Below are 21,312 nucleotides of genomic sequence, written 5' to 3' on the forward strand. Positions count from 1 at the left end.
AAAATGAGTCTTGTGAACTTGTCGCTCGATCCCCGAAACTTTAATATACACCGTCTCCCATTTCTCGATGAGTTAAACATGAAAGATTCTTCGGACCCCAGCGTACGCCGCCGTCGATTCCTCACGGCGCTCGGCGTCGTCGGGGCAGGCGGTCTGGCGGGATGCATCAGCACCGGTGGTAGTACCGGCGGTGAGAGCGGTGGCGACGGCGAAAGCGGCGACGGGGGGAGCGGCACGGGAACCGGGGGCGATTCCGGATCCGAGATGGCGGGCTCGGCTCAAGGGTGGGGTTGGAACATCGCCGCTCGCGCCCTTCAAGGCGCCGCGGAAACGTACAACCAGGAGAAGGGCAGCGACGTCTCCGTCAAAGAGATGGGCGGGAACACGTGGGAACAGCGGTTCCAGACGGCCATCACGAGCGGCAGCGGCGCGCCCGACTTCTCGGTCGTCCAGAACTACGACGTGACGGCGTTCGGGAGCAAGAACGGGCTGATGGACCTCACCAGCCGAATCGACGAGGCGGGCGTCCGCGAGGACATCGTCGAGGGGAAGTGGCAGACGGTCAGCGTCGACGGGAAGGATTACGCGCTGCCGTGGGACATCGGACCGACGGGCGTCTTCTACAAGCGCGACCGGTACGAGGAGGCCGGTATCGACCCCAACTCTCTGGAGACGTGGGACGACTTCATCGAGGCCGGCAAACAGCTCCCGGACGACGTGGCGATGATAAACATCCCCGCGCAGGACTCCCCGCAACTGTGGCGGATGCTGTTCCGGCAACTCGGCGGCCAACCGTTCACCGAGGACGGCGCCGTGAGCATCAACAGCGAGGAGAGCGTCCGCGCCCTGCAACTCATCAAAGACATGAAGGACGCCGGTATCACCCGTCGCATCGAGACGTGGTCCGGCGGCTGGTTCACCTCGTTCTCGGAGGGGACGCTCGCGTCGGTGGCCACGGCGGCGTGGATGGACGGGACACTCCGCGCGGAACTCCCCGACACGGCGGGTAACTGGGGCGTCTACAAGCTGCCGGCCTTCGAGAAGGGCGGCAACCGCGCCTCGAACCGGGGCGGTTCGAACATGGCGATTCCCTCGCAGATCGACGACCAGGCGACCGTCAACCGCGCGTGGGACTACATCGAGTACGCCATGACGACGCCGGAGGTGCAGAACACCATGCTCGAGGAGTTCGGTCTCTTCCCGTCGCTGACCACGGCGTACGACGCGGACATCTACGACCAGGAACTCGACTTCTACGGCGGGCAGCCCATCTTCCGACTGTTCGCGGAGGTCGCAGAGGACATCACCCCCTACCGCTACACGACGGACACGCCGGAGGTTCAGGACGCGATGAACACCGAGATCGGGCGGATGCTCGACGGGAAGAAGTCGCCCGAGAAAGCCGCGCAGGCGGCCGCACAGACCGTCGCCGACCGGACCGACCGCGAAGTGGCGTAACCCCCGTCTCCCTCGAGGCGGCGACGTAATCTTTATAAAATAATACGGTATGATACACGCAAACGAGAGTACGAGTATGTGGCACCAACTCACTCGGGTGGCGGATCGCGGTTCCGAGAGGCCTCGTCGCTCGGTCGGTTCCCCGTCCGATGCGACCGGCCGCCGGAGCGGCGGAAGCCGGGTATCGCGCGGACGACCACCGACGCCGGTTCGACGCCGAGAGGGGAGGGCGAGCGAGCGGTGATCCTGAACACGATTCAGTCGCGCGTCCGCACCTCGCCGGCGTACCGCGCGATCGCGGACCAGGTTCGTTACCGCCGGCAGGACGTCTCCGGGACCGTCCCGAAGATTCCGGCGCTCCCCTACCTGTACATCTCGCCGTTCTTCGTCCTGTTCGCCGTCTTCCTCCTGTTCCCGACGGTGTACACGCTGTATCTCTCGTTCTTCAACTACCTCGGGGCCTCGAACGAGGTTCTGCTGACCGTCGACTTCGTCGTCTTCCAACTGACGATCCCGCAGATAGCGAACCTGCAGTTCGTCGGACTCGACCACTACACGCGGCTCCTGTTCCAGGACTCGCTGTTCCACCAGGCGCTGTTCAACACCTCGTTCATCTTCCTCGTGCAGGTGCCGCTGATGGTGGTTCTCGGTCTCGCCACCGCCTTGGTGCTCGACGCGAAGTTCATCCGCGCGAAGAGCGTCTTCCGGACGCTCATCGCCCTCCCCGTCGCCACGGGGCTGGTCGCCTACTCCACGATATTCCTGCTGCTGTTCAACGGCGACGTGGGCGTCATCAACTACGCCTTGGAGACCATCGGTCTCGGAAGGGTGCCGTGGCTCAGCGACGCGTGGTGGGCGCGAATCACCCTCGTCATCGCGGTGACGTGGCGCTGGCTCGGGTACAACATGATCATCCTGCTCGCGGGCCTCCAGACGGTTCCCGAGCAGTTATACGAGGCCGCGGAGGTCGACGGCGCCTCGCGCTGGCAGAAGTTCCGGTTCGTCACGCTGCCGCAACTCCGGCCTGTGCTGCTGTTCGTCGTCGTCTCCTCGACCATCGGGACGTTCCAGATATTCGCCGAACCGTACGTCATCACCGGTGGCGGTCCGTCGAACGCCACGATAACCATCGTTCAGTACATCTACAACCAGGCGTTCCTGCAACTCAACCTCGGGTACGCCAGCGCCGTCTCGGTGGCGCTCGTGATACTCGTGAGCATCATGTCGATCATACAGATTCGGTACGGAGGGGCTGAGTAATGCGCCGAGAGACGCGGAACGATGCGCTGTGGAAGTTCGGGAGTTACATCTTCCTGCTCACCATCACGGCGCTGGTGCTCATCCCCATCTACTGGATGTTGGTCGCCGCGACGATTCCGCAGTCGGAGTTCTTCTCGTGGCCGCCGCGGCTCCTTCCGGGCCTGCACTACCTGCAGAACTTCCAAGCGCTGCAGGAGAGCGTCGACTTCATCCGGAGCATCGGCAACAGCCTCATCATCGCCGTTTCGTACACGGCGCTGTCGCTCGTGCTCTGCTCGATGGCGGGATTCGCGTTCGCCAAGTACGAGTTCAGATTCAAGGAGCCGCTGTTCTACGCCATTCTGGCGACGCTCGTGCTCCCCATCCAACTGCTCATCATCCCGCTGTTCCTGCTCATCACCCAGATCGGCTGGACCAACTCCTACCTCGCGGTCATCCTGCCGTGGGCGGCGAACCCGCTGGGTATCTTCCTGATGCGGCAGAACATGAAAGCGATACCCGACGCGCTGTTGGAGTCGGCGCGGATGGACGGCGCGACGGAGTTCCAACTGTACTACAAGATAGCGCTCCCGACGATGATCCCGTCGCTGTCGGCGCTCGCCATCATTCTCTTCTTGAACCAGTGGCAGGCGTTCCTCTACCCGCTCATCGTCCTCCAGGAGGAGAAGATGTTCACCATCCCCATCGCGCTCGCCCAACTCGTCGGGCAACAGCGGGTGAACTTCGATCAGGTGATGGTCGCCACCTCGCTGGCGATAATCCCCATCTTCCTGATGTTCATCTTCCTCCAGCAGTACTTCATCAAAGGCATCCTCTCCGGCTCGGTCAAACAGTAAGGTTACAACAATGGCAACAATCGATATCACGAAACTTCGCAAGGAGTTCGGCGACGAGGGCGAACAGATAGTCGCGGTCGAGGACCTGGATCTCACCATCGAGGACGGTGAGTTCATGGTGTTCGTCGGCCCCTCCGGCTGCGGCAAGACGACGACGCTGCGGTGCGTCGCGGGCCTCGAAGACGTCTCCAGCGGGAGCATCGAGTTCGACGGCGTCGACGTCACCGACCAACGCGCGCGGGAACGGAACGTCGCGATGGTGTTCCAAAACTACGCGCTGTATCCGCACATGACCGTCCGAAAGAACATCGGCTTCCCGCTCCGACTGTCGACGAAACAGTCCAGCGACGAGATAGACGAACGCGTCGAGGAGATCGCGACCCTACTCGGCATCGAGAGCCTACTTGACGACAAGCCGAAGGAACTCTCGGGCGGGCAGCAACAGCGCGTCGCCCTCGGCCGCGCTATCATCCGCGACCCGGAGGTGTTCCTGATGGACGAACCGCTCTCCAATCTGGACGCGAAGCTCCGCTCGGTGATGCGGACGGAACTACAGGAGCTTCAGCAGGAACTCGACGTCACCACCGCCTACGTCACGCACGACCAGGTCGAGGCGATGGCGATGGGCGACCGTATCGCTATCCTCAACGAGGGACGACTCCAGCAGGTCGGCGACGCGAACGAGGTGTACCGTTCGCCGACCAACGAGTTCGTCGCGGGGTTCATCGGTTCTCCGAGCATCAACCTGGTGACCGCCGAAGTCGACGGCGACACGCTCGTCGGCCCCGGTAATTTCGAGTACGTGCTCGACGACGTGTCGTGGGTCGACGGACGGAGTCGAGTCCGCGTCGGCGTCCGCCCGGAGGACATGCACCTCGTCGAGGACGGCGCCGGGAGCATGCCGAGCGAAGTCACCGTCGTCGAGCACATGGGCAACGAGAACTTCCTCTACGCGCGGATGGGCGAAGTGGACCTCACCGCCCGCGTCCCGAGCAAGATGCGCCCGCCCGAGGGGTCGCGCGTCCGGTTCGACTTCGACGAGGAGGACCTCTACCTGTTCGACGTCGACACGCAGGAGTCCGTCAAGACGAAGACGGGCGAGACGGACGTCGGCTACGAGCAGTACGTCCACAACAGCGTCTGACCCGCGCCGCCGCGGACTCCTCCGCGACGCCCGCCCCGCCCGCTACGACCGCCGCGCGGCCGAGAGCCGACGGGCCGCCAGCCCCCGAAAAACGGGCGTTTCGTGCCGGATGCAGGCGATTTTATCACGGTCGATGTGAATCGACACGTATGCGAATCGGAGTCTGCTACTTCCCGGAGCACTGGCCGGCGGACCGAATGGAGACCGACGTCGAACGGATGGCCGAGGCCGGCCTGCGGTACGTCCGGATGGGCGAGTTCGCGTGGTCGAAACTGGAACCCGAACCCGGCGAGTACGAGTTCGGGTGGCTGGACCGCGCCGTCGAACTCGTGGACGACTACGGCATGAAGGCGGTCCTCTGTACGCCGACGGCCGCGCCGCCGAAGTGGTTAGTCGACGAGCATCCGGAGATACTGCAGGAGGAGGCCGACGGGACGACGCGCCACTACGGCGGCCGTCGGCACTACTGTTACAACTCGGAGGTCTTCCGGCGGGAGACCCGCCGCATCGTCGGGACGCTCGCAGAGCGCTACGCCGACCACCCGGCGGTGGCGGGATGGCAGACCGACAACGAGTACGGCTGTCACGGCACGCTCCGCTGCTACTGCGACGACTGCGCCAGCGCGTTCCGGACGTGGCTCCGCGAGAAGTACGGCGACGCGGAGACGCTCAACGAGCGGTGGGGCAACGCCTTCTGGAGTCAGGACCTGAACGACCTCTCGCAGGTGGACCCGCCGCGGCACGCCGCGGCCGACCACCATCCTTCGCGCCTGCTCGATTACCGGCGCTTCAGCAGCGACGGCGTCGTCGCGTACAACCGCCTGCAGACCGAGACGCTCCGCGAGGCGAACGACGACTGGTTCGTCACGCACAACTTCATGTCGCACGACGGGCTGAACGCCTACGACGTGGCCGAGGACCTCGATTTCGCCTCGTGGGACTCCTACCCGACCGGACACGTGCAGGAACGGCGCGGCCCCGTCACGGAAGAACAGTTCCGCGCGGGCGACCCGGACAACCTCGGCCTCGACCACGACCTGTACCGGTGCGCGGCCGACGGCGCTCACTGGGTGATGGAACAGCAACCGGGCGACATCAACTGGCCACCGTACTCCCCGCAACCCGCCGAGGGGGCGATGCGCCTGTGGGCGCACTACGCGACGGCCCACGGCGCGGGCGTCGTCTCGTACTTCCGGTGGCGGCGGTGCCGAACGGGACAGGAGCAGTACCACAGCGGACTGCTCGCGGCGGACGGGACGCCCGACGCCGGGTACCGCGACGCCGCGAACGCCGCCTCTGACCTCGAAACGCTCCGCGAGGCCGCGGAATCGGACGAGGGCGACGAGGTCGGAGAGGGGGCGTCGGCACCGACCGGCGACGTGGCGCTCCTCCACGACTACGACAACCTCTGGGCGTTGGAGATAGAGCCGATGACGCCGGAGTTCGACTACTGGGACCACGCGGAGACGTACTACGCGGCGCTCCGGGCCCGGTCCGTCGGCGTCGACGTCGTTCCGTCGTCCGCCGACCTGACGGCCTACGACGCCGTCGTCGCGCCGACGCTGTACCTCGCGGACGACGAACTCGCGGCGCGACTGGAGGAGTACGTCGCCGACGGCGGCGAACTCCTCGTGACGATGCGCTCGGGCGTGAAAGACCCGTACGATACGCTCCACGGCGCGCCGCGTCCCGGTCCGCTCCGCGGACTCGTCGGCGCCGACGTCGACCAACACGAGAGCGTCCCCGAATCGCTCGCGAGCGACGTCGTCTGCGGGGGCGACCGCTACGAGGCCCGCGTCTGGAACGAGTGGCTCGCACCCGCCGACGGGGGCGCGTCGGTCGAGGGGCGCTACGAGGGCGGACGGGCGGACGGGACACCGGCCGTCGTTCGGAACGCCGTCGGCGACGGGTCCGCGACGTACGTCGGGACGTGGCCGGACGCTGACCTCGCGGGCGCCGTCGTCGGCGACCTGTTGGACCGCGCGGGCGTCCCGACGACGGACCCCCTCCCGCCGCAGGTCCGCATCGCGAACCGCGGCGGACTGACGTGGGTGGCGAACTTCGGCGCGGACCCGTTCGCCGTCGACGCGCCCGGGGACGCCGAGTGGGTCGTCGGCGGTCCGACGGTTGCTCCGTACGACGTCGCGGTCACGGACGCGGCCCCGTCCGACCTCTCGGCGGAGGAGCGACCGTGACTCGCGTGGGGGCGTTCCGCTCGAACCCAAAAGACAGTAGTCGCTCGCCCGAGAGGGAGACCCATGGCACTCGAACTCGTGGCCGACTACCCGTGCGAGACGGGCGAGGGTCCGGTCTGGCACGTCGACGAGGAAGCGCTGTACTGGGTCGACATCCCGAACGGACTGCTGTACCGGTACGACCCCGAGACCGACGAGCACGGACTCGTCCGCGAGGGGAACCCGGTCGGCGGCGTGACCGTGCAGGCCGACGGATCGCTGCTGCTGTTCGGCGCGGGCGGCGCCGTCGACCGCTGGGAGGCGGAGAGCGAGACGGCGACGCGGGTCGCCACCCTCGGCGAGGCGGCCGACACGCGCTTCAACGACGTCATCGCCGACCCCGAGGGCCGCGTCTTCTGCGGGACGATGCCCACCGAGGACCGCCTCGGGGCGCTCTACCGTCTGGACCGCGACGCGGGGTTCACCCGCGTCGTCGACGAGGCGGACATCCCGAACGGGATGGGATTTTCGCCCGACTGGGAGACGTTCTACTTCACGGTCTCCGAGGAGGAGACGATATACGCGTTCGACTACGACGTCGAGACGGGCGGCCTGTCGAACCGCTCGGTGTTCGTCGACACGGGCGGCGAGGCGGGCGTTCCCGACGGACTGACCGTCGACGCGGCGGGCGACGTTTGGTCGGCCCGATGGAACGGCGGCGTCCTCGTCCGGTACTCGCCCGCGGGCGAGGAACGGGAGCGAATCGAGTTCCCGGCCCGCAAGGTGTCGAGCGCGGCGTTCGGCGGTCGGTCGCTGGACGACCTCTACGTCACGACGGCCGGCGGCGACGGCCGCCCCGACGAGGGGGAACTGGCCGGGTCGCTGTTCCGGTACGACCCCGACGCGTCGGGGACGCCCGCGTTCCGCTCCCGCGTCGGACTCGACTGAGGGGGCGAGAAGAGAGCGACCACCGGACGACCGTGCGAGAAAATAAGCCACCGCACGCTATGAACACACACGCGAACGCTCGCCGAGACGCCGAATCGAACCGCGGACGACCGACGCAGACACCGATCACCGATACACCATGAAGATAGTCGATTACGACCTCTACGCCGTACCGCCCCGATGGCTGTTTCTCCGCGTCGAGACCGACACCGGTCTCGTCGGGTGGGGAGAACCCGTCGTCGAGGGCCGCGCGCGAACCGTCAGAACCGCCGTCGAAGAGTTGATGGACACCTACCTCCTCGGGAGCGACCCGCTCCGCATCGAGGACCACTGGCAGACGATGTACCGCGGCGGCTTCTACCGCGGCGGCCCCGTCCTCATGAGCGCCATCGCGGGCGTCGACCAGGCGCTCTGGGACATCAAGGGAAAACACCACGACGCGCCCGTCCACGAGTTGCTCGGCGGGAAGGCCCGAGACAGAATCCGCGTCTACCAGTGGATCGGCGGCGACCGACCCGACGGCGTCGCCGACGCCGCCCGAGAGAAAGTCGATGCCGGCTTCACCGCGTTGAAGATGAACGCCACGTCCGAACTCCGGCGCATCGACTCGCCGAAGGCCGTCTCGCGCGCCGTCGACCGACTCGGCGCCGTCCGCGAGGCGGTGGGCGACGAGGTGGACATCGGCGTCGACTTCCACGGCCGCGTGACGAAGCCGATGGCCAAGCGCCTCGCGGAGGCGCTCTCCGACCACGACCCCTTCTTCTTGGAGGAACCGGTGCTACCGGAGCACAACGACGCGCTGCCCGAAATCGCCGCCCACACCTCGACGCCCATCGCCACGGGCGAACGGATGTTCTCCCGGTGGGACTTCAAGGAGGTGTTCGAACAGGGCGTCGTCGACATCATCCAACCCGACGTGAGCCACGCGGGCGGCATCACCGAGGTGAACAAGATAGCCGCGATGGCCGAGGCGTACGACGTGGCGCTGGCGCCGCACTGTCCGCTCGGCCCCATCGCGCTGGCGGCGTGCCTGCAGGTGGACGCCTGCGCCCCGAACGCTCTCATCCAAGAGCAGAGCCTCGACATCCACTACAACGAGACGAGCGACGTGCTCGACTACCTCGCGGACCCGAGCGTCTTCGAGTACGACGAGGGCTTCGTCGACATCCCGGACGGGCCGGGCCTCGGCGTCGACATCGACGTCTCGATGGTCGAAGAGCGCGCCGGTCACGACGACTGGCACAACCCCGTGTGGCGCCACCCCGACGGGAGCGTCGCGGAATGGTAGGCGGCGACTCGACGCCCGTCCCCGGTCGATTCGAGGGCGATATCGCACTCGTCACCGGGTCGACGCGAGGCATCGGCGCGGGCATCGCGGAACGACTCGCCGCAGAGGGGGCGGACGTCGTCGTCACCGGCCGAACCGCCGAGGCGGGGGAGGCCGTCGCCGAGCGAATCCGCGAGAACGGCGGCGAGGCGGCGTTCGTCGAGGCGGACGTGCGCGACCCCGACGACATCGCCGCACTCGTCGATGCGACCGTCGGGGCGTTCGGCGGCCTCGACGTCCTCGTGAACAACGCGGGCGTCGAGACGGACACCGGCGCCGGCGAGGCGTCGATGGACGACTGGGAGTTCGTCTTGGAGACCGACTTCCGTTCGTACTGGCTCTGCGCGAAGCGCGCAGTCGCCGAGATGGACCGGGGGTCGGTCGTCAACGTCTCCTCGAACCACGCGTTCCTCACGATGCCGGGGAAATTCCCCTACAACGCCGTAAAGGCGGGCATCAACGGGATGACGCGCGCGATGGCGCTGGACTTCGGGCCGGACGTCCGCGTCAACACGGTCAATCCGGGGTGGGTCGACATCGACCGCACGACCGAAGGGATGTCCGACGAGCGACGCCGCGAACTGGAGGCGATACACCCGGTCGGTCGCCTCGGCACGCCGGAGGACATCGCGGGCGTCGTCTCCTTTCTCGCCAGCGACGACGCGGCGTTCGTCACGGGCGCGCACCTCCTCGCGGACGGTGGACGCGCCGCGGTCATGCAGGACGACACGCTCCCCGACTACCGCGCGCGCAGAGAATAGCGAACGGCGTCCGCTTTCCGCCGTCGCTCACTCGGCGCGGGCGTCCTCGACGGCGGCGACGAAGTCCCGGGCGTTCTCCTCGATGACGTCGAAGTCGCCGCGAGCGACGGCGTCGTTGTCGACGATGGAACTGCCGACGCCGACGGCCGCCGCGCCCGCCTCGAAGAAGTCGCGGACGTTGTCGAGGTTCACGCCGCCCGTCGGCACGGTCGGAATGTGACCCAGCGGTCCGCCCAGTGCGGAGACGAACCCCGGCCCCAGCGTCCCCGCCGGGAACACCTTCACCATGTCTGCGCCCGCCTCGAACGCGCGGACGGCCTCGGTGGGCGTCGCGACGCCGACCAGCGAGGGCTTCCCGTAGCGGTTCGCGGTGCGGACCACGCCGTCGTCGAACGACGGCGTGACGAGGAACTCCGCGCCGGCGAGCGTCGTCGCGCGCGCCGTCTCGGCGTCGAGCACCGTCCCCGCGCCGACGGTCACCTCGTCCGCCGCGAACGACGAGGAGACGTCCCGAATCATGTCGAGGACGCCCTCGGTGTTGGCCGTAATCTCGACCGTCGGAACGCCGCCGCGCCGAATCGCGTCGACCGTCTCGATGGCGGTGTCGGCGTCGGTCCCGCGGACGATAGCGACGATACCCGTCTCCCGGATGCGACTCGCCGTCGTGTCGCTCATATTCGCCACTCGTCGGGCGGTCGCTTAAACGCGAGGGTTCGCACGGCGGGCGGTTCCGCGGCGCGATGATCGACGTTCCCTCTCGGTCCCTCGCCCGCGCACCGCCGATTTTTGTACACTCACTTCTGATGGTTATTCCGAGTGACACTCACCGACGCGGTGACTGAAGCGGTCCACCCCGCCGTCCCGATACGCCAACCGATCGGTGTTCGATCGAGGTACCGGGCCTCAGTAGACGGATACTCGTCCCGATAAAGTGTCCCCTTCGATTTCGACCCCGCCGCGGACTCGAACGCGAGCGGATTGAGGGCCTCGTCACGTCCTTCTCTTGAATGTAAGTTATCGGACCCAACTGGTTTTCCCCAGTCTGAGGGTCGCTGGAAGGCAAAACTACCAAAGCTGCCAAAGAAATTTTGATGGTAAACCCGTATTTGCTTTCTTTGCCAGTTTTGAATAACTCGTCATTCCGGGATACTGCGCCGAGAGAGCGTTTCTTACGCTCTCTCGGAGACCTGCCGGACTCGTCGTCTCGGACTACTCGGTCGGTCGTCGCACCCGGTACATCGTCGTCGTCCCGCTGAGTTCGTTGCCGACGGCGACGAGGGGGGTGTCGACGGGGCCCTCGGCGCGCGAGACGAACGTCACGCCCTCCGGTCCGAGGTCGCCGGCGTCGCCCGCGTCCGCGTCGCCCTCCTCGACGTCCGACATCGGGTCGACGTCGAAATCGCGGTTGTTGAGATACTGGACGAACGAGGGGTTGTGCGGGTCGCTCACGTCGTAGACGACGACGCTTCCGATCCGTTCCAGGCCGACGAACGCGTACGTCCGACCGTCCACCTCGCCGACGGTGATGCCCTCCGGTTCGGGACCTTTTGTCGTGCTCTGCGCGAACGGCGCGTTCCGAAGACCGTCCGCGTTGAAATGTTCGGGGTGGTGCATCGCCACGAGCAACTCGAAGTCGGCGCCGCTATCGTAGACGAGTTCGCCCTCCGTCGTCCAGATGGCGAACGACCGCCCGCCGAAGGCGTACAGTTCCTCGTGCAGGCCGTCGCCGTCGACGTCGCCGTACTCGGTCGTCGTCAGGAGGTTGCCGAGGTGTTCGGCCTCCTGCAACTCCTCGACGCTCTCGACGCTCGAGACGTCCCCGAGGTCGAACGCCTCCGGGTCGAGGTCCAACTCGGAGACGGTCGTCACCTCGCTGAACCCCTCGGTATCGCGCATCGCGCCCTCGTTCGCGGTGACGAGGTACGTCTCCCCCGCGGCCTCGTAGCGGTCGATGGCGTCGGGTTGGTACATCCCGTACACCGGCCAGTTGCGGATGCAGAGGCGGTCGACGTCGCTGGCGTCGAGTTCGTTCCCGGTCGCGTGGTGGTCCTTGTAGCCGAACGGGTGAATCTCCTCGACGGACGCCGACTCGATATCGACGACGGCGAGGGCGTTGTTCACCTGCAGGACGACGTACGCCGTCTCGGAGTCCTCCGAGACGGTGAGGTACTCGGGTTCGAGGTCGGTCGACGCCTTCGGGTTCGGTCCGAAGATTCGCACGCCTCGCTCCCGAAGTTCGTCCTCCCGGCCGTCGTAGCCGGTGAAATCGGCCCGCGCCACGGAAGCCGCGTCGAGGCCGTCGCGCACGTCTATCACGCTCACCGTCCCCGGCGGGTCGACGGAGTAGTCGTCGCTCGGTTCGCCGGAGTCGGCCGTGAGCACGCGCGTCCCGTCGGGCGTGAATCCGACCTTGTCCGGGGCCACGCCGACTTCGACGTTCGCCACGTGCGTCCGTTCGACGGCGTCGTAGAAGACGACCCGCCCGGAGTCCCCCGGTTCCTCGGCGACGGCGGCGACGGCTAGCACGGAGGTGCGGTCGCCGCCGACCGATACGTCGTCCCGAAGCGCCACGTTCGTCACCTCACCGGTCCCGTCCCAGACGTCCCCGAGAACGAGTCGGTCGAGGCGTTCGGGGTCGCTCGGGTCGGACACGTCGAGCACGTCGACGCCGCCGATGTCGGCGTTGACGACGAAGAGGGCGTCGACGCGCTCGCTGTGGGCGATTATCTCGGCCGCGTCCTCGGCGAACTGTCCGGACTCGAAGCGGCCGATCCGTTCGAGCGAGATGCCCCCGTGGGCACCGATACCGGCGGGGTGAGGTTCTGTCATCGGTCGTTAGAAGGTCGTTCCGGACCCGCATAGTCCCTCTGGCAAGCGGACCGGCTCGGCCTCGACGGGACCGACGCTCGACGACCCTCTCAGAAATCGCCGAGGGCGGTCTGATTCCGCTTCAGCGCCGTCGCCTCGTAGCCGCGCCGCGTCAACGTCTCCGCGAAGGCGTCCGTCGACCCGTGCTGGGTGTACACCCGGTCGGGGTCGACTGCGTCGACGAGGTCACGGAGTTCGGCGAAGTCGCAGTGGTCCGACAGCGGAAACGTCTCGTCGAACTCGCCGCGGAACTCGAACGCGTCGTCGACGGCCCACCCCGAGAAGCCGGCCTTGAGGGCGCCCGTCTCCTCGGCGAGGTTCCGGATCCAGTCGATTCGCGCCGTCGTCATCGGGAGGACGAGGGCGTCTCCCGGCCCCAGTTCCGTCTCGGCCTCGTACCGGTCGGCGCCGAACGACACGTCGAGGTGCGACGCCACCACGTCGTTCACTCGGAAGACGGCGTCCGTGGTGAACAGTCGCTCGCGGCCCGCCTCCTCGGCGAGCAACTGGAGCTTCTGCGCCCGGCCGAGGGCGTAGCCGAACAGGATGACGGGTTCGTCCGTCTCCCGAAGCCACGAGACGATATCGGCGGCGACCGTCTCGTGGTCGGGGAAGACGTACTCCGGTTCGCCGTACGTCGTCTCGGTTATCAGCACGTCCGCGTCCGGCGGTTCGAAGCCGTCGAGGTAGAATCGCGACCGGGTGCAGACGTCGCCCGTGTAGAGGTAGCGCGTGCCGTCCGGGTCGGTCACGAGGGCGGCCGTCGACCCGGCGACGTGGCCCGCCGGGAGCAACTCGATTCGGTCGTCCGTCGTCGCGTGCAGGGGTATCTCGCGACGCGCCGACGCCAGGTCGGCGGTCAGGGGCGAACACACCGCCGTGGCCTCGCCCTCGGGGAAGTGGTCGCCGTGCGCGTGGGAGACGACGGTCACGTCGCCGGCGGGTCCGTCGGCGGACGAACCCGGCGGGTCGTCCGCGTCGCAGACGACGCGGGTTCCATCGGAGAGCGTTATCTCGATGCCGTCGCGGTACTGGACCGTCACGTCGGTCCGTAGCGCTCGCAGAGGCAAGGGGGTTCCGGGCGACGCGGGTCCGGACCACCGAATGGAACCACGGAATCCGGCGACGGCCGGCAGATCGTCGCGTTTACTGCGAGTCGTACAGCGATTCGACCCGGTCGAACGTGTCGGCGTCCGTTCGTCCCAGGTCCGCGCGGACGTTCAGAAAGCGCGGGAAGCGGAGCGCGTACCCCGACTCGTACTCCGTCGAGGACTGTATCTCCTCGTACTCAACCGCTAACACCACTTCGGGTTCCAGTTCGACGAGGCGGCCGTCCCGGTTGACGACCCGCGCCTCCAGTTCCTCGGTGAGGGCCGCGAGTTCCTCGTCGGTGTAGCCGGTGGAGAGCCGGCCGACCTCCCGCAGTTCGTCCGTCTCCGGGTCGTAGCAGGCGAGGTAGAGCCGACCCAGCCACTCGCTCCGCCGGCCCTCGCTGTACTTCGCGCGGGTCACCACCAGGTCGAGCGGTTCCATCGTCGGCTTGAGTTTCAGCATGCGCCCGACGCGCCGACCCGGTTGGTACGCCGCGGCCGCGTTCTTCATCATCAGCCCTTCGTGACCGCGTTCCAGCGCCTCCTCGTAGAGCGCCGCCGCCGGGTCGGGATCGTCGGGCGACGCCGACGCCGAAGTCGCCCGTTCGAGGCCGGCGACGCCGGCCTCGGCGTCCGGCGCGACCGGCGAGAACGCGGCTTCGAGGCGGTCCAGCCGTTCGGACGCCGGGCGGTCCAGCGCCGTCTCGCCGTCGTAGAGGCAGTCGAACAGGTGGACGACGACGGGAATCTCTCTGACGATCTCCTCGATGTCGGACTCGCGTTTGACCCGCCGGGAGAGCGTCTGGAAGACGACCGGCGAGCGACGCTCTTCGGCGACAGTTTCGGGTGCGTACCCGACGAGTTCGCCGTCGAAGATGGCTCGCTCGGCCGCGACGCCCTCGCGAACCGCGCGGACGACGTCCGGGAACTGCGGCGTCACCTCTTCGAGGCGCCTCGTGAACAGTCGCACCTCGTCTCCGTCGACGTGTATCTGCACTCGAATTCCGTCGTACTTGTACTCACACCGGACCGCCTCCCCGCCGTCTGCCGCCGCGTCGGCGAGGCCCTCGCCCAGCGTCTCGGCCTTCTCGGCGAGCATCAACTGAATCGGTCTGAACAGTTCCACGTCGAGTTCGCGGAGGGCGTCGACGCCGCCGTCGCGCGCCGTCTCCGCGACGACGCCGAAGTCGTTCGTCACCTGGTAGGCGCGTTCGACCGCCTCGGTCGACCCCTCCTCGTCGCCGAGGAAGGCGACGGCGACGGCGTCTCTGATGGTCCCTTCGCCGACGCCGACGCGCAGGTGTCCGAGGGCGGTCCGAACGACGTAGCGCGCCTCGTCGGCCGTCGCGTCGGAGACCAGTCCGGCGAGGGCGTCGACGCGCCGCCCCTGGCTCCCCTCCCCCTCGAAGTCGGCCAGTCCGCGCAGGTCGTCGTGGACGCGTTCGACGGTCAACTCGCGGGAGAACAGCGTCTGCTGGCCGCCGTTGTCGACCGCCCACGCCGCCGCGTCGCCGAGGTCGCCGGTCTCCCGCCACCGCTCGCGCACCTCGCTCTCGGCGGCGCCCGTCGCCGCGAGGATTGCCTCCAAGGTGAGACTGGAGGAGACGCCGAGTTCGCCGCGGTCGTACGCGGGGAACAGTCGCCCCCGCACGAGGACGGCGAGTCGCGGCAGGAGGTCGCCGGCGCCGGCGAACGACTCGGCGACGATATCGCATTTCTCGTTGTTCGAGGCCGTCGCCGCGAGACGGTCGTACACGTCGACGAGGGCGGAATACTCCATCGGCGATGCTAGGGGCGGGAGCGGCAAAAGGCTCTCGCGGCCGACGGTCGAAACACCGCAATTCCCGCCGTCCGCACCACTGGAATCCGGAGGACGCTGGTGGTGTTCACGCCACCGAGACCGGACATCGAAGAACGTCGGAAACGAGGGGGGGTGGGACGCGAACGGCACTCGACGCCGCCCGCCTCGGACCGCGGCGTTCGCCGACCCGACGTTTCTTATCCGTCGTCCGTGATGGACCGAATACTATGGTATCGAGGGACGACGTGCTGTCGCGCGAACCGGACGACACGGTGCGAGTGCTGGACGCCGACGGGACCGTCGTCGCGCCGGATCTCCTGCCGGACCTGAGCGAAGGGACGTTCGTCTCGATGTACCGCGACATGCTGTTCTGTCGGCGGTTCGACGAGCGGATGATAAGCCTCCAGCGGCAGGGTCGCATCGGGACGTACTCGTCGCTCGCCGGGCAGGAGGGCTCGCAGATGGGCTCGACGTACGCGCTCGCCCCCGAGGACCTCGTCTCCTACCAGTACCGCGAGCACGGCGCCGTCGTCGGCCGCGGGTTCCCGTGGGAGTATCTCCTCTACTGGGCGGGCCACGAGGCGGGGAACGAAGCGCTGGCGGACCGCGAAATCTTCCCGCTGAACATCGCCATCGCGGACCACCTCCCGCACGTCGTCGGCGCGGCGATGGCGATGAAGCTACGGGAGGAGTCGCGCGTGGCGGTCGCGCACTTCGGCGACGGGGCGACCAGCGAGGGGGATTTCCACGAGGCGATGAACTTCGCCGGCGTGTACGACGTGCCCGCCGTCTTCGTCTGCAACAACAACCAGTGGGCCATCTCGACGCCGCGGGCGCGGCAGACGGCGAGCGAGACGTTCGCGCAGAAGGCCGACGCGTACGGTTTCGACGGGGTACGGGTGGACGGGATGGACCCGTTGGCGACGTACGTCGTGACGAGGGCCGCCCGCGAACGAGCGCTCGACGCCGCGGGCGAGCATCCCCGTCCGACGCTCCTCGAGGCGGTGCAGTACCGCTTCGGCGCGCACACGACGGCCGACGACCCCTCCGTCTATCGCGACGACGAGGAGGTCGAGGAGTGGCGAACGAAGGACCCCTTGGACCGTTTCGAGACGTTCCTCCGCGACCGGGGGAACCTGGACGACGCGCGGAAAGCGGAGATGGAGTCGGAGATAACCGAGACGCTGGCGGACGCCGTCGACCGGATGGAGTCGTTCGAGGCCGACCCCGAAGCGATGTTCGACCACGCCTACGCGGAGTCGACGCCGGCGGTGCGCGACCAGCGCCAACGCTTCCGCGACCTGCGCGACCGACGGGGGGACGAGTCGTTCTTGCGGGAGTAGCCGTCGCAACGCCGTCGCGTTCCCCCGCACCAGTGCGCGGCGCATCCGCGGGCGGTGGCGGCGCTACTCGTACCGGTCCTCGGCGCCGTTGAGCGCCATCCAGTACCGAATCAGCGCCGAGGCGTCCTTCTCGTCGTCGTCCGCGAGGCGGCGAGTCGCGCGGAAGGCTTCGTGGACCACGGCGTTCATCGGCAGGGCCGTCCCCTCCTCGTGAGCGACCGACCGCGCGTAGCCGATGTCCTTGTCCCAGATGGCCCGACCGCCGAGGCCCTCGACGTCCCTTGTGAAGTCGCCGGTGAAGTAGTTCTCGGGGACGTCCATGCCGAAGAACTCGGCGAACAGCGTCGGGTCGACGCCGTTGTCGCGGGCGAACTCGACTATCTCCGCGTCGAGCGCTCTCCGCCCGGCGTAGCGCATCTGGAGGCCGATTTTAAGTATCGTCCCGTCGGGGACCGGGCCGACTCTGACGTGCGCGTCGGAGAGGACGTCGAGCAACGCTGTCGCCGCCGCGTAATTCTCCCCGGTACCGCCGATCATCATCTGGTAGCCCTCTCGCGGCGCTGCGCCGGTGATGGGCGCTTCGACGAATTTCGCCCCCGCCTCGGCGCACAGTTCCTCGCAGGCGAGCGAGGTGTCCGGGTGCGTGGTCGTGGCGTCGACGAGGAGTTGGTCCCGGGAGAGCGACCCCGCGAGTCCGTTCTCGCCCTCCATCGTCGCCTCCACCTCCGGCGTCCCGGGCACCGCCATCACCACCGCGTCCGTTTCCTCGGCGACCGCCGCCGGCGAGTCGGCCGCCGTCGCGCCGCGGTCGACCGCGCGTTCGACCCGTCCGTCGTCGGTATCGTACACCGTCACCTCGCGGTCGGGGAGCAGTCGGTCGAGGAACTCCGTGCCGATATAGCCGACGCCGACGAGTCCGATTCGGTCCATGCGTCGTGCCGTCGGGGGCTATCTCCAATAAACCTCGGAGGCGACCCGACGCGGAAGCGACATGCTTTGGCGTTTCGGGTCGTCCGTCACGGGGTGCCGCCGTCGGTCACGGTTACGGTTCCGACGCTTCCCCCTCGAACGCCGCCGCCAGCCGGTCTCGCATGTGCGCCCGGCGGAGTTGCCTCGCGCGCGCGTCCGAGAGGTAGCTGTGGAGGACGACCTCAGCGCTCGAACTCCCCTGTTCGGCGGCTATCTCGTCTAAACTCCCGAGGACGACGTCGAGCGAGGAGGAGTACGCGTCGTACCAGAAGCGCCGCCCCAACTTCGGAGAGGTGGAGACGCCGTCGACGGCGTCGGGGAGGCCGGCCCGGTCGCTCAGTCGCTCGAACCGCTTCCAGACGGTCCACCGGGAGACGTGCTCGCGCGAGGCGTGCGGCGACGGGAACAGGTAGCCGTTCCAGTCGTCCTCTCGTTCGCGGGCGGCGAGGTGCGATTCGAGTTCCTCCCGACCGTACAGCAGCGACACCTCCCCGGGACCGTTCTTTCGCTCCCGGAAGTCGATGAACGGCACGTCCCCGTCGTCGACGTCGAGGACGAACTGCTCGGCGGACAGGCCGGCGACTTCGTTCGGCCGGAGCCCCCACGCGCACAGCGCCAGCACGAGGAGTCGCCCCTCGGAATCGGCCGCGGTTCGATACAGCGAGCGGACGTGCGACGGCGTCAGACACGGCGTGTCGCCGTCGGCGTCGCCCCCCGAGTCGGTCGACCAGTCGAACTCCTCGTCGAGGCCGTCCGCCGGGTTCACGGCCGCCCACTTCCGCCGGACCAGGTGCGCGTACCAGTTCTCGACGGCGAGGTGGATGCGCCGCTTCGTTCGACCGCCGTCGAGTTCGTCGTGTAGGCGGTCGAACGCGGCCCAGCAGGCGTCCACGGCCTCGTGCGCCGGCGCGTCGCCGTCGCGGGCCACCGGGCTGAGCAGGTCGTCCGTCCCGTTCGCGTCCCCGTACGCCCGGACGTAGCGGTTCAGCCGGTACCGGAGGGTGTCGATCGAGGAGTCTGCGAGCCCTTTCCGGTCCCGCCGCGACGTCAGAAACGACTCCAGCGCGTCGACGGTTCGCTCGTCTCCGGTCGCCCACTTGGGCCCCTGGGCCGGCGGTTCGAGACCCAGATCGTCGCGCCAGAACTGCTCGAACGTCCGGTCGTGGTACTCCCTGAGCGCGTACAGGAGCGGCCGAAAGCCGTGCTCTCGAAGCCACCGATGCGTCGGTTTCTCCGCGCGCGGGTCCCCCCCGTCCGCCTCGAACGCGGGCGCGACGACGGTCCAGTACGCCTCGGTCAACTCCTCGACGTCGAGGAGCGTCCAGGAGACGTCCGCGGCGCGTTCGGCCGAACCGTCCGTCTCAGCCACGAGAGCCTCCCGATTTTCGCTCCTCGTCGCGAGCGGTTCGTACGACGCCCGCCGTCCCCCTCACCAGTTCTGAGTCGAGCATATTCGGTCGGTAGCGCTGTTTGATAAGAATTAAGATAAGTTTTGGGGACACACAGACCCTTACAGTCTGTGTGAACACCAATATTTGCACTCCTGTACCGGCGACAACGAGTATACTCTATGACGCTATATGAAATTCTGGGTGGTACGATTCGTTTCGTAACCAGGGAACCGTATCCCGATTCACCTCCGGGCCTCTGTCGGGGTCACTCCCGCATCGCTGGCTCGTCGACCGGCGGTTCGAGTCGGATACCGTAGGCGAGCAGTCCGGACGCTGTGACGGTGCCCAGGGCGAGCAGCCACCACGAACCCCGGTAGCCGACCGTGTCTGCGAGGTAGCCGAAGGCGGGCGGGGCGACGACCGAACCGGCCACGAGCGCGAGTTGACCGCCGGCGGTCGCACCGCCCATCTCGTCGGACGTGACCAGCGTTGCCATGTAGGAGTAGTAGACGCCGGTATTTCCGAGGACGAAGAACCCGAGCGCGGAAAACGCGACGACGGCACTCCGGATGCTATCGGTCGCGGCAACGGCGACGAACAGCGCAGCACCGGCGACGGCTTGCACGATCAGGATCGAACCGATTCTGCGCTGGGGTTCGCCGGGCAGATTGTCGCTCAACCACCCTCCGACGAGGCGGCCCGCGCTGCCGAACAGTTGTACGAGCGCGAGCACGATACCGCCGAAAGCGATCGACGTACCGATCGCCTCGTGAAGATAGAGAATCGTGTACCCCGTTGTCGTGAACAATGCTGCGCCGAGGAAGAACCCCGACGCGAGTAACACGCGGTACGGACGGTTGCGGGAGAGAGCTCGAAAATCCGGATACTCCGCCGGTCCGCCGCTATCTGCACCGCGATACGAGAGTGCGAAGATGACGGCGACGATGAGACCGACACCGGCCGCAACGAGAAATCCGGCCTGCCAGAAGAGGACGCCCGCGAGGCCGGTTACCAGCAACGAACTGATTCCGCTACCGGCTGTAACGCCAACCTGTTTGATTCCGATTGCGAGATTCTGGCGGCCTGCGGCGATGTTGTCGTAAACCGCTTTGTTCGTCCCCGGAATCGCCGTCGCGTACGCCGAACCGAGGAAAAAGGCCGCCGCGAGGAGGAGGGCGTACGTCGGAGCGCCCGCGACCGCTGCGGCCCCGGCGGAGAGACCGACGAGACCGATGATGAGCGTGCGTCGCTCGCCGAATCGATCGACCAGCGCACCGAGCGGTAGCAACCAGACCGCGTAGCCGAGTGTGAGCGCCGTCACGACGAATCCGAGCGTAAACCGCGATAAGCCGAACACGTCGCGAAAGAACGGCGTCGCCGCGAACACCGTGTAATAACAGATGCTCGCCGCGACCTGCCACAGGGAGACGAGCGAAACCGTTCGCCAGTACAACCGATCCATTGACTGTTGACCCTTTTTCGAGCGAGCGCTTTACCGTCTCGGAATCCGCTCGCAGTCGCCGACGCGGGAGCGACCGCCGAACACGTCGCGCACCCGAACGGTTATGCGGGCTTCCCCCGTGACTCGCGGACGCACGATGAGATTCGATGACACACCGACCGACCGGGGGAGTCCGTAGTGGGGATGCCTCTCTCGTCAGTCTCTGCGGCGTGGGTCGCAGAGGCCGGCGAGTCGATGGGGTTCGACCTCTCGGACGAGGACGCGGAGCGGTTCGCCCGCGGCGTGAACGACGAGATAGACGGGTACGCCGCACTCGACGAACTCGCGCCGGCGGACGCCGCGGAGTCGATAGCCGTGCGCGACGTTCGCGCGCCGGTCGAGGAGGAGGACCCGCACAACGCCTACATCACGGCGTTCACGGCGGAGGAAGACGCCGACGGTCCCCTCTCCGACTGTCTCTTATACACATCTCTGATGGC

The 21,312-nt window shown here is 67.4% G+C and carries 16 protein-coding genes and 1 pseudogene; 10 read left to right on the plus strand and 7 right to left on the minus strand.

Annotation, left to right across the window (positions count from 1 at the left end; all coding sequences use genetic code 11):
• The first annotated feature begins 78 nt into the window (after positions 1-78).
• The 8 genes from C474_RS15115 (at position 79) to C474_RS15150 (ending at position 9,908) form a co-directional block, all read left to right on the plus strand.
• Positions 79-1,458, plus strand: a complete 1,380-nt coding sequence (locus C474_RS15115; RefSeq protein ID WP_049917066.1) for an ABC transporter substrate-binding protein — start codon at positions 79-81, stop codon at positions 1,456-1,458.
• Between the two features lie 78 nt (positions 1,459-1,536).
• A complete protein-coding gene (locus C474_RS15120) occupies positions 1,537-2,718 on the plus strand; it encodes a carbohydrate ABC transporter permease (protein ID WP_008388340.1) in 1,182 nt (393 codons plus the stop codon).
• Positions 2,718-3,554, plus strand: a complete 837-nt coding sequence (locus C474_RS15125) for a carbohydrate ABC transporter permease (protein WP_008388342.1) — start codon at positions 2,718-2,720, stop codon at positions 3,552-3,554. The genes C474_RS15120 and C474_RS15125 overlap by 1 nt, the downstream gene beginning before the upstream one ends.
• Before the next feature lie 10 nt (positions 3,555-3,564).
• On the plus strand, positions 3,565-4,698 hold the full coding sequence (locus C474_RS15130; protein ID WP_008388344.1) for an ABC transporter ATP-binding protein: 1,134 nt from the start codon (positions 3,565-3,567) through the stop codon (positions 4,696-4,698).
• Positions 4,699-4,847: 149 nt separating this feature from the next.
• On the plus strand, positions 4,848-6,893 hold the full coding sequence (locus tag C474_RS15135; protein ID WP_008388345.1) for a beta-galactosidase: 2,046 nt from the start codon (positions 4,848-4,850) through the stop codon (positions 6,891-6,893).
• 63 nt (positions 6,894-6,956) lie between these two features.
• Positions 6,957-7,820 (plus strand): SMP-30/gluconolactonase/LRE family protein, encoded by an 864-nt coding sequence (locus C474_RS15140; protein WP_008388346.1) that lies wholly within the window; start codon positions 6,957-6,959, stop codon positions 7,818-7,820.
• A gap of 139 nt (positions 7,821-7,959) precedes the next feature.
• The gene (dgoD, locus tag C474_RS15145) at positions 7,960-9,108 is read left to right on the plus strand and encodes a galactonate dehydratase (protein WP_008388347.1); all 1,149 of its coding nucleotides are present in this window, start codon (positions 7,960-7,962) and stop codon (positions 9,106-9,108) included.
• Positions 9,102-9,908, plus strand: coding sequence for an SDR family NAD(P)-dependent oxidoreductase (locus tag C474_RS15150; RefSeq protein ID WP_008388348.1), 807 nt, complete (start codon positions 9,102-9,104; stop codon positions 9,906-9,908). Before dgoD ends, C474_RS15150 begins: the two co-directional genes overlap by 7 nt.
• A 27-nt stretch (positions 9,909-9,935) precedes the next feature.
• Here the strand turns inward: C474_RS15150 and C474_RS15155 are convergent, their stop codons facing one another.
• From C474_RS15155 to C474_RS15170, 4 genes are all read right to left on the minus strand, one after another.
• Positions 9,936-10,583, minus strand: a complete 648-nt coding sequence (locus C474_RS15155) for a bifunctional 4-hydroxy-2-oxoglutarate aldolase/2-dehydro-3-deoxy-phosphogluconate aldolase (protein ID WP_008388349.1) — start codon at positions 10,581-10,583, stop codon at positions 9,936-9,938.
• Positions 10,584-11,117: 534 nt separating this feature from the next.
• On the minus strand, positions 11,118-12,737 hold the full coding sequence (locus C474_RS15160; RefSeq protein WP_008388350.1) for a choice-of-anchor I family protein: 1,620 nt from the start codon (positions 12,735-12,737) through the stop codon (positions 11,118-11,120).
• Between the two features lie 89 nt (positions 12,738-12,826).
• The gene (locus tag C474_RS15165; RefSeq protein ID WP_008388351.1) at positions 12,827-13,819 is read right to left on the minus strand and encodes an MBL fold metallo-hydrolase RNA specificity domain-containing protein; all 993 of its coding nucleotides are present in this window, start codon (positions 13,817-13,819) and stop codon (positions 12,827-12,829) included.
• A 103-nt stretch (positions 13,820-13,922) separates the two neighbouring features.
• Positions 13,923-15,647 carry an ATP-dependent DNA ligase gene (locus C474_RS15170; protein ID WP_008388352.1) on the minus strand — a complete coding sequence of 575 codons (1,725 nt, stop codon included), beginning with the start codon at positions 15,645-15,647 and terminating at the stop codon, positions 13,923-13,925.
• Between the two features lie 248 nt (positions 15,648-15,895).
• Between C474_RS15170 and pdhA the strand changes: the two genes are divergently transcribed.
• Positions 15,896-17,011, plus strand: a complete 1,116-nt coding sequence (gene pdhA / locus C474_RS15175) for a pyruvate dehydrogenase (acetyl-transferring) E1 component subunit alpha (protein ID WP_008388353.1) — start codon at positions 15,896-15,898, stop codon at positions 17,009-17,011.
• A 63-nt stretch (positions 17,012-17,074) separates the two neighbouring features.
• Here the strand turns inward: pdhA and C474_RS15180 are convergent, their stop codons facing one another.
• The 3 genes from C474_RS15180 to C474_RS15190 form a co-directional block, all read right to left on the minus strand.
• Positions 17,075-17,941 (minus strand): NAD(P)-dependent oxidoreductase, encoded by an 867-nt coding sequence (locus C474_RS15180; protein WP_008388354.1) that lies wholly within the window; start codon positions 17,939-17,941, stop codon positions 17,075-17,077.
• Between the two features lie 112 nt (positions 17,942-18,053).
• Positions 18,054-19,349, minus strand: coding sequence for a tyrosine-type recombinase/integrase (locus C474_RS15185; protein WP_008388355.1), 1,296 nt, complete (start codon positions 19,347-19,349; stop codon positions 18,054-18,056).
• A gap of 287 nt (positions 19,350-19,636) precedes the next feature.
• Positions 19,637-20,833 carry an MFS transporter gene (locus tag C474_RS15190; protein WP_008388356.1) on the minus strand — a complete coding sequence of 399 codons (1,197 nt, stop codon included), beginning with the start codon at positions 20,831-20,833 and terminating at the stop codon, positions 19,637-19,639.
• A 183-nt stretch (positions 20,834-21,016) separates the two neighbouring features.
• Here C474_RS15190 and C474_RS22400 point away from each other — a divergent pair.
• Positions 21,017-21,312, plus strand: a pseudogene (locus C474_RS22400) (hypothetical protein); the annotation flags it as partial.

This window comes from Halogeometricum pallidum JCM 14848, assembly GCF_000337095.1.
GTDB classification, from domain to species: Archaea; Halobacteriota; Halobacteria; order Halobacteriales; family Haloferacaceae; genus Halogeometricum; species Halogeometricum pallidum.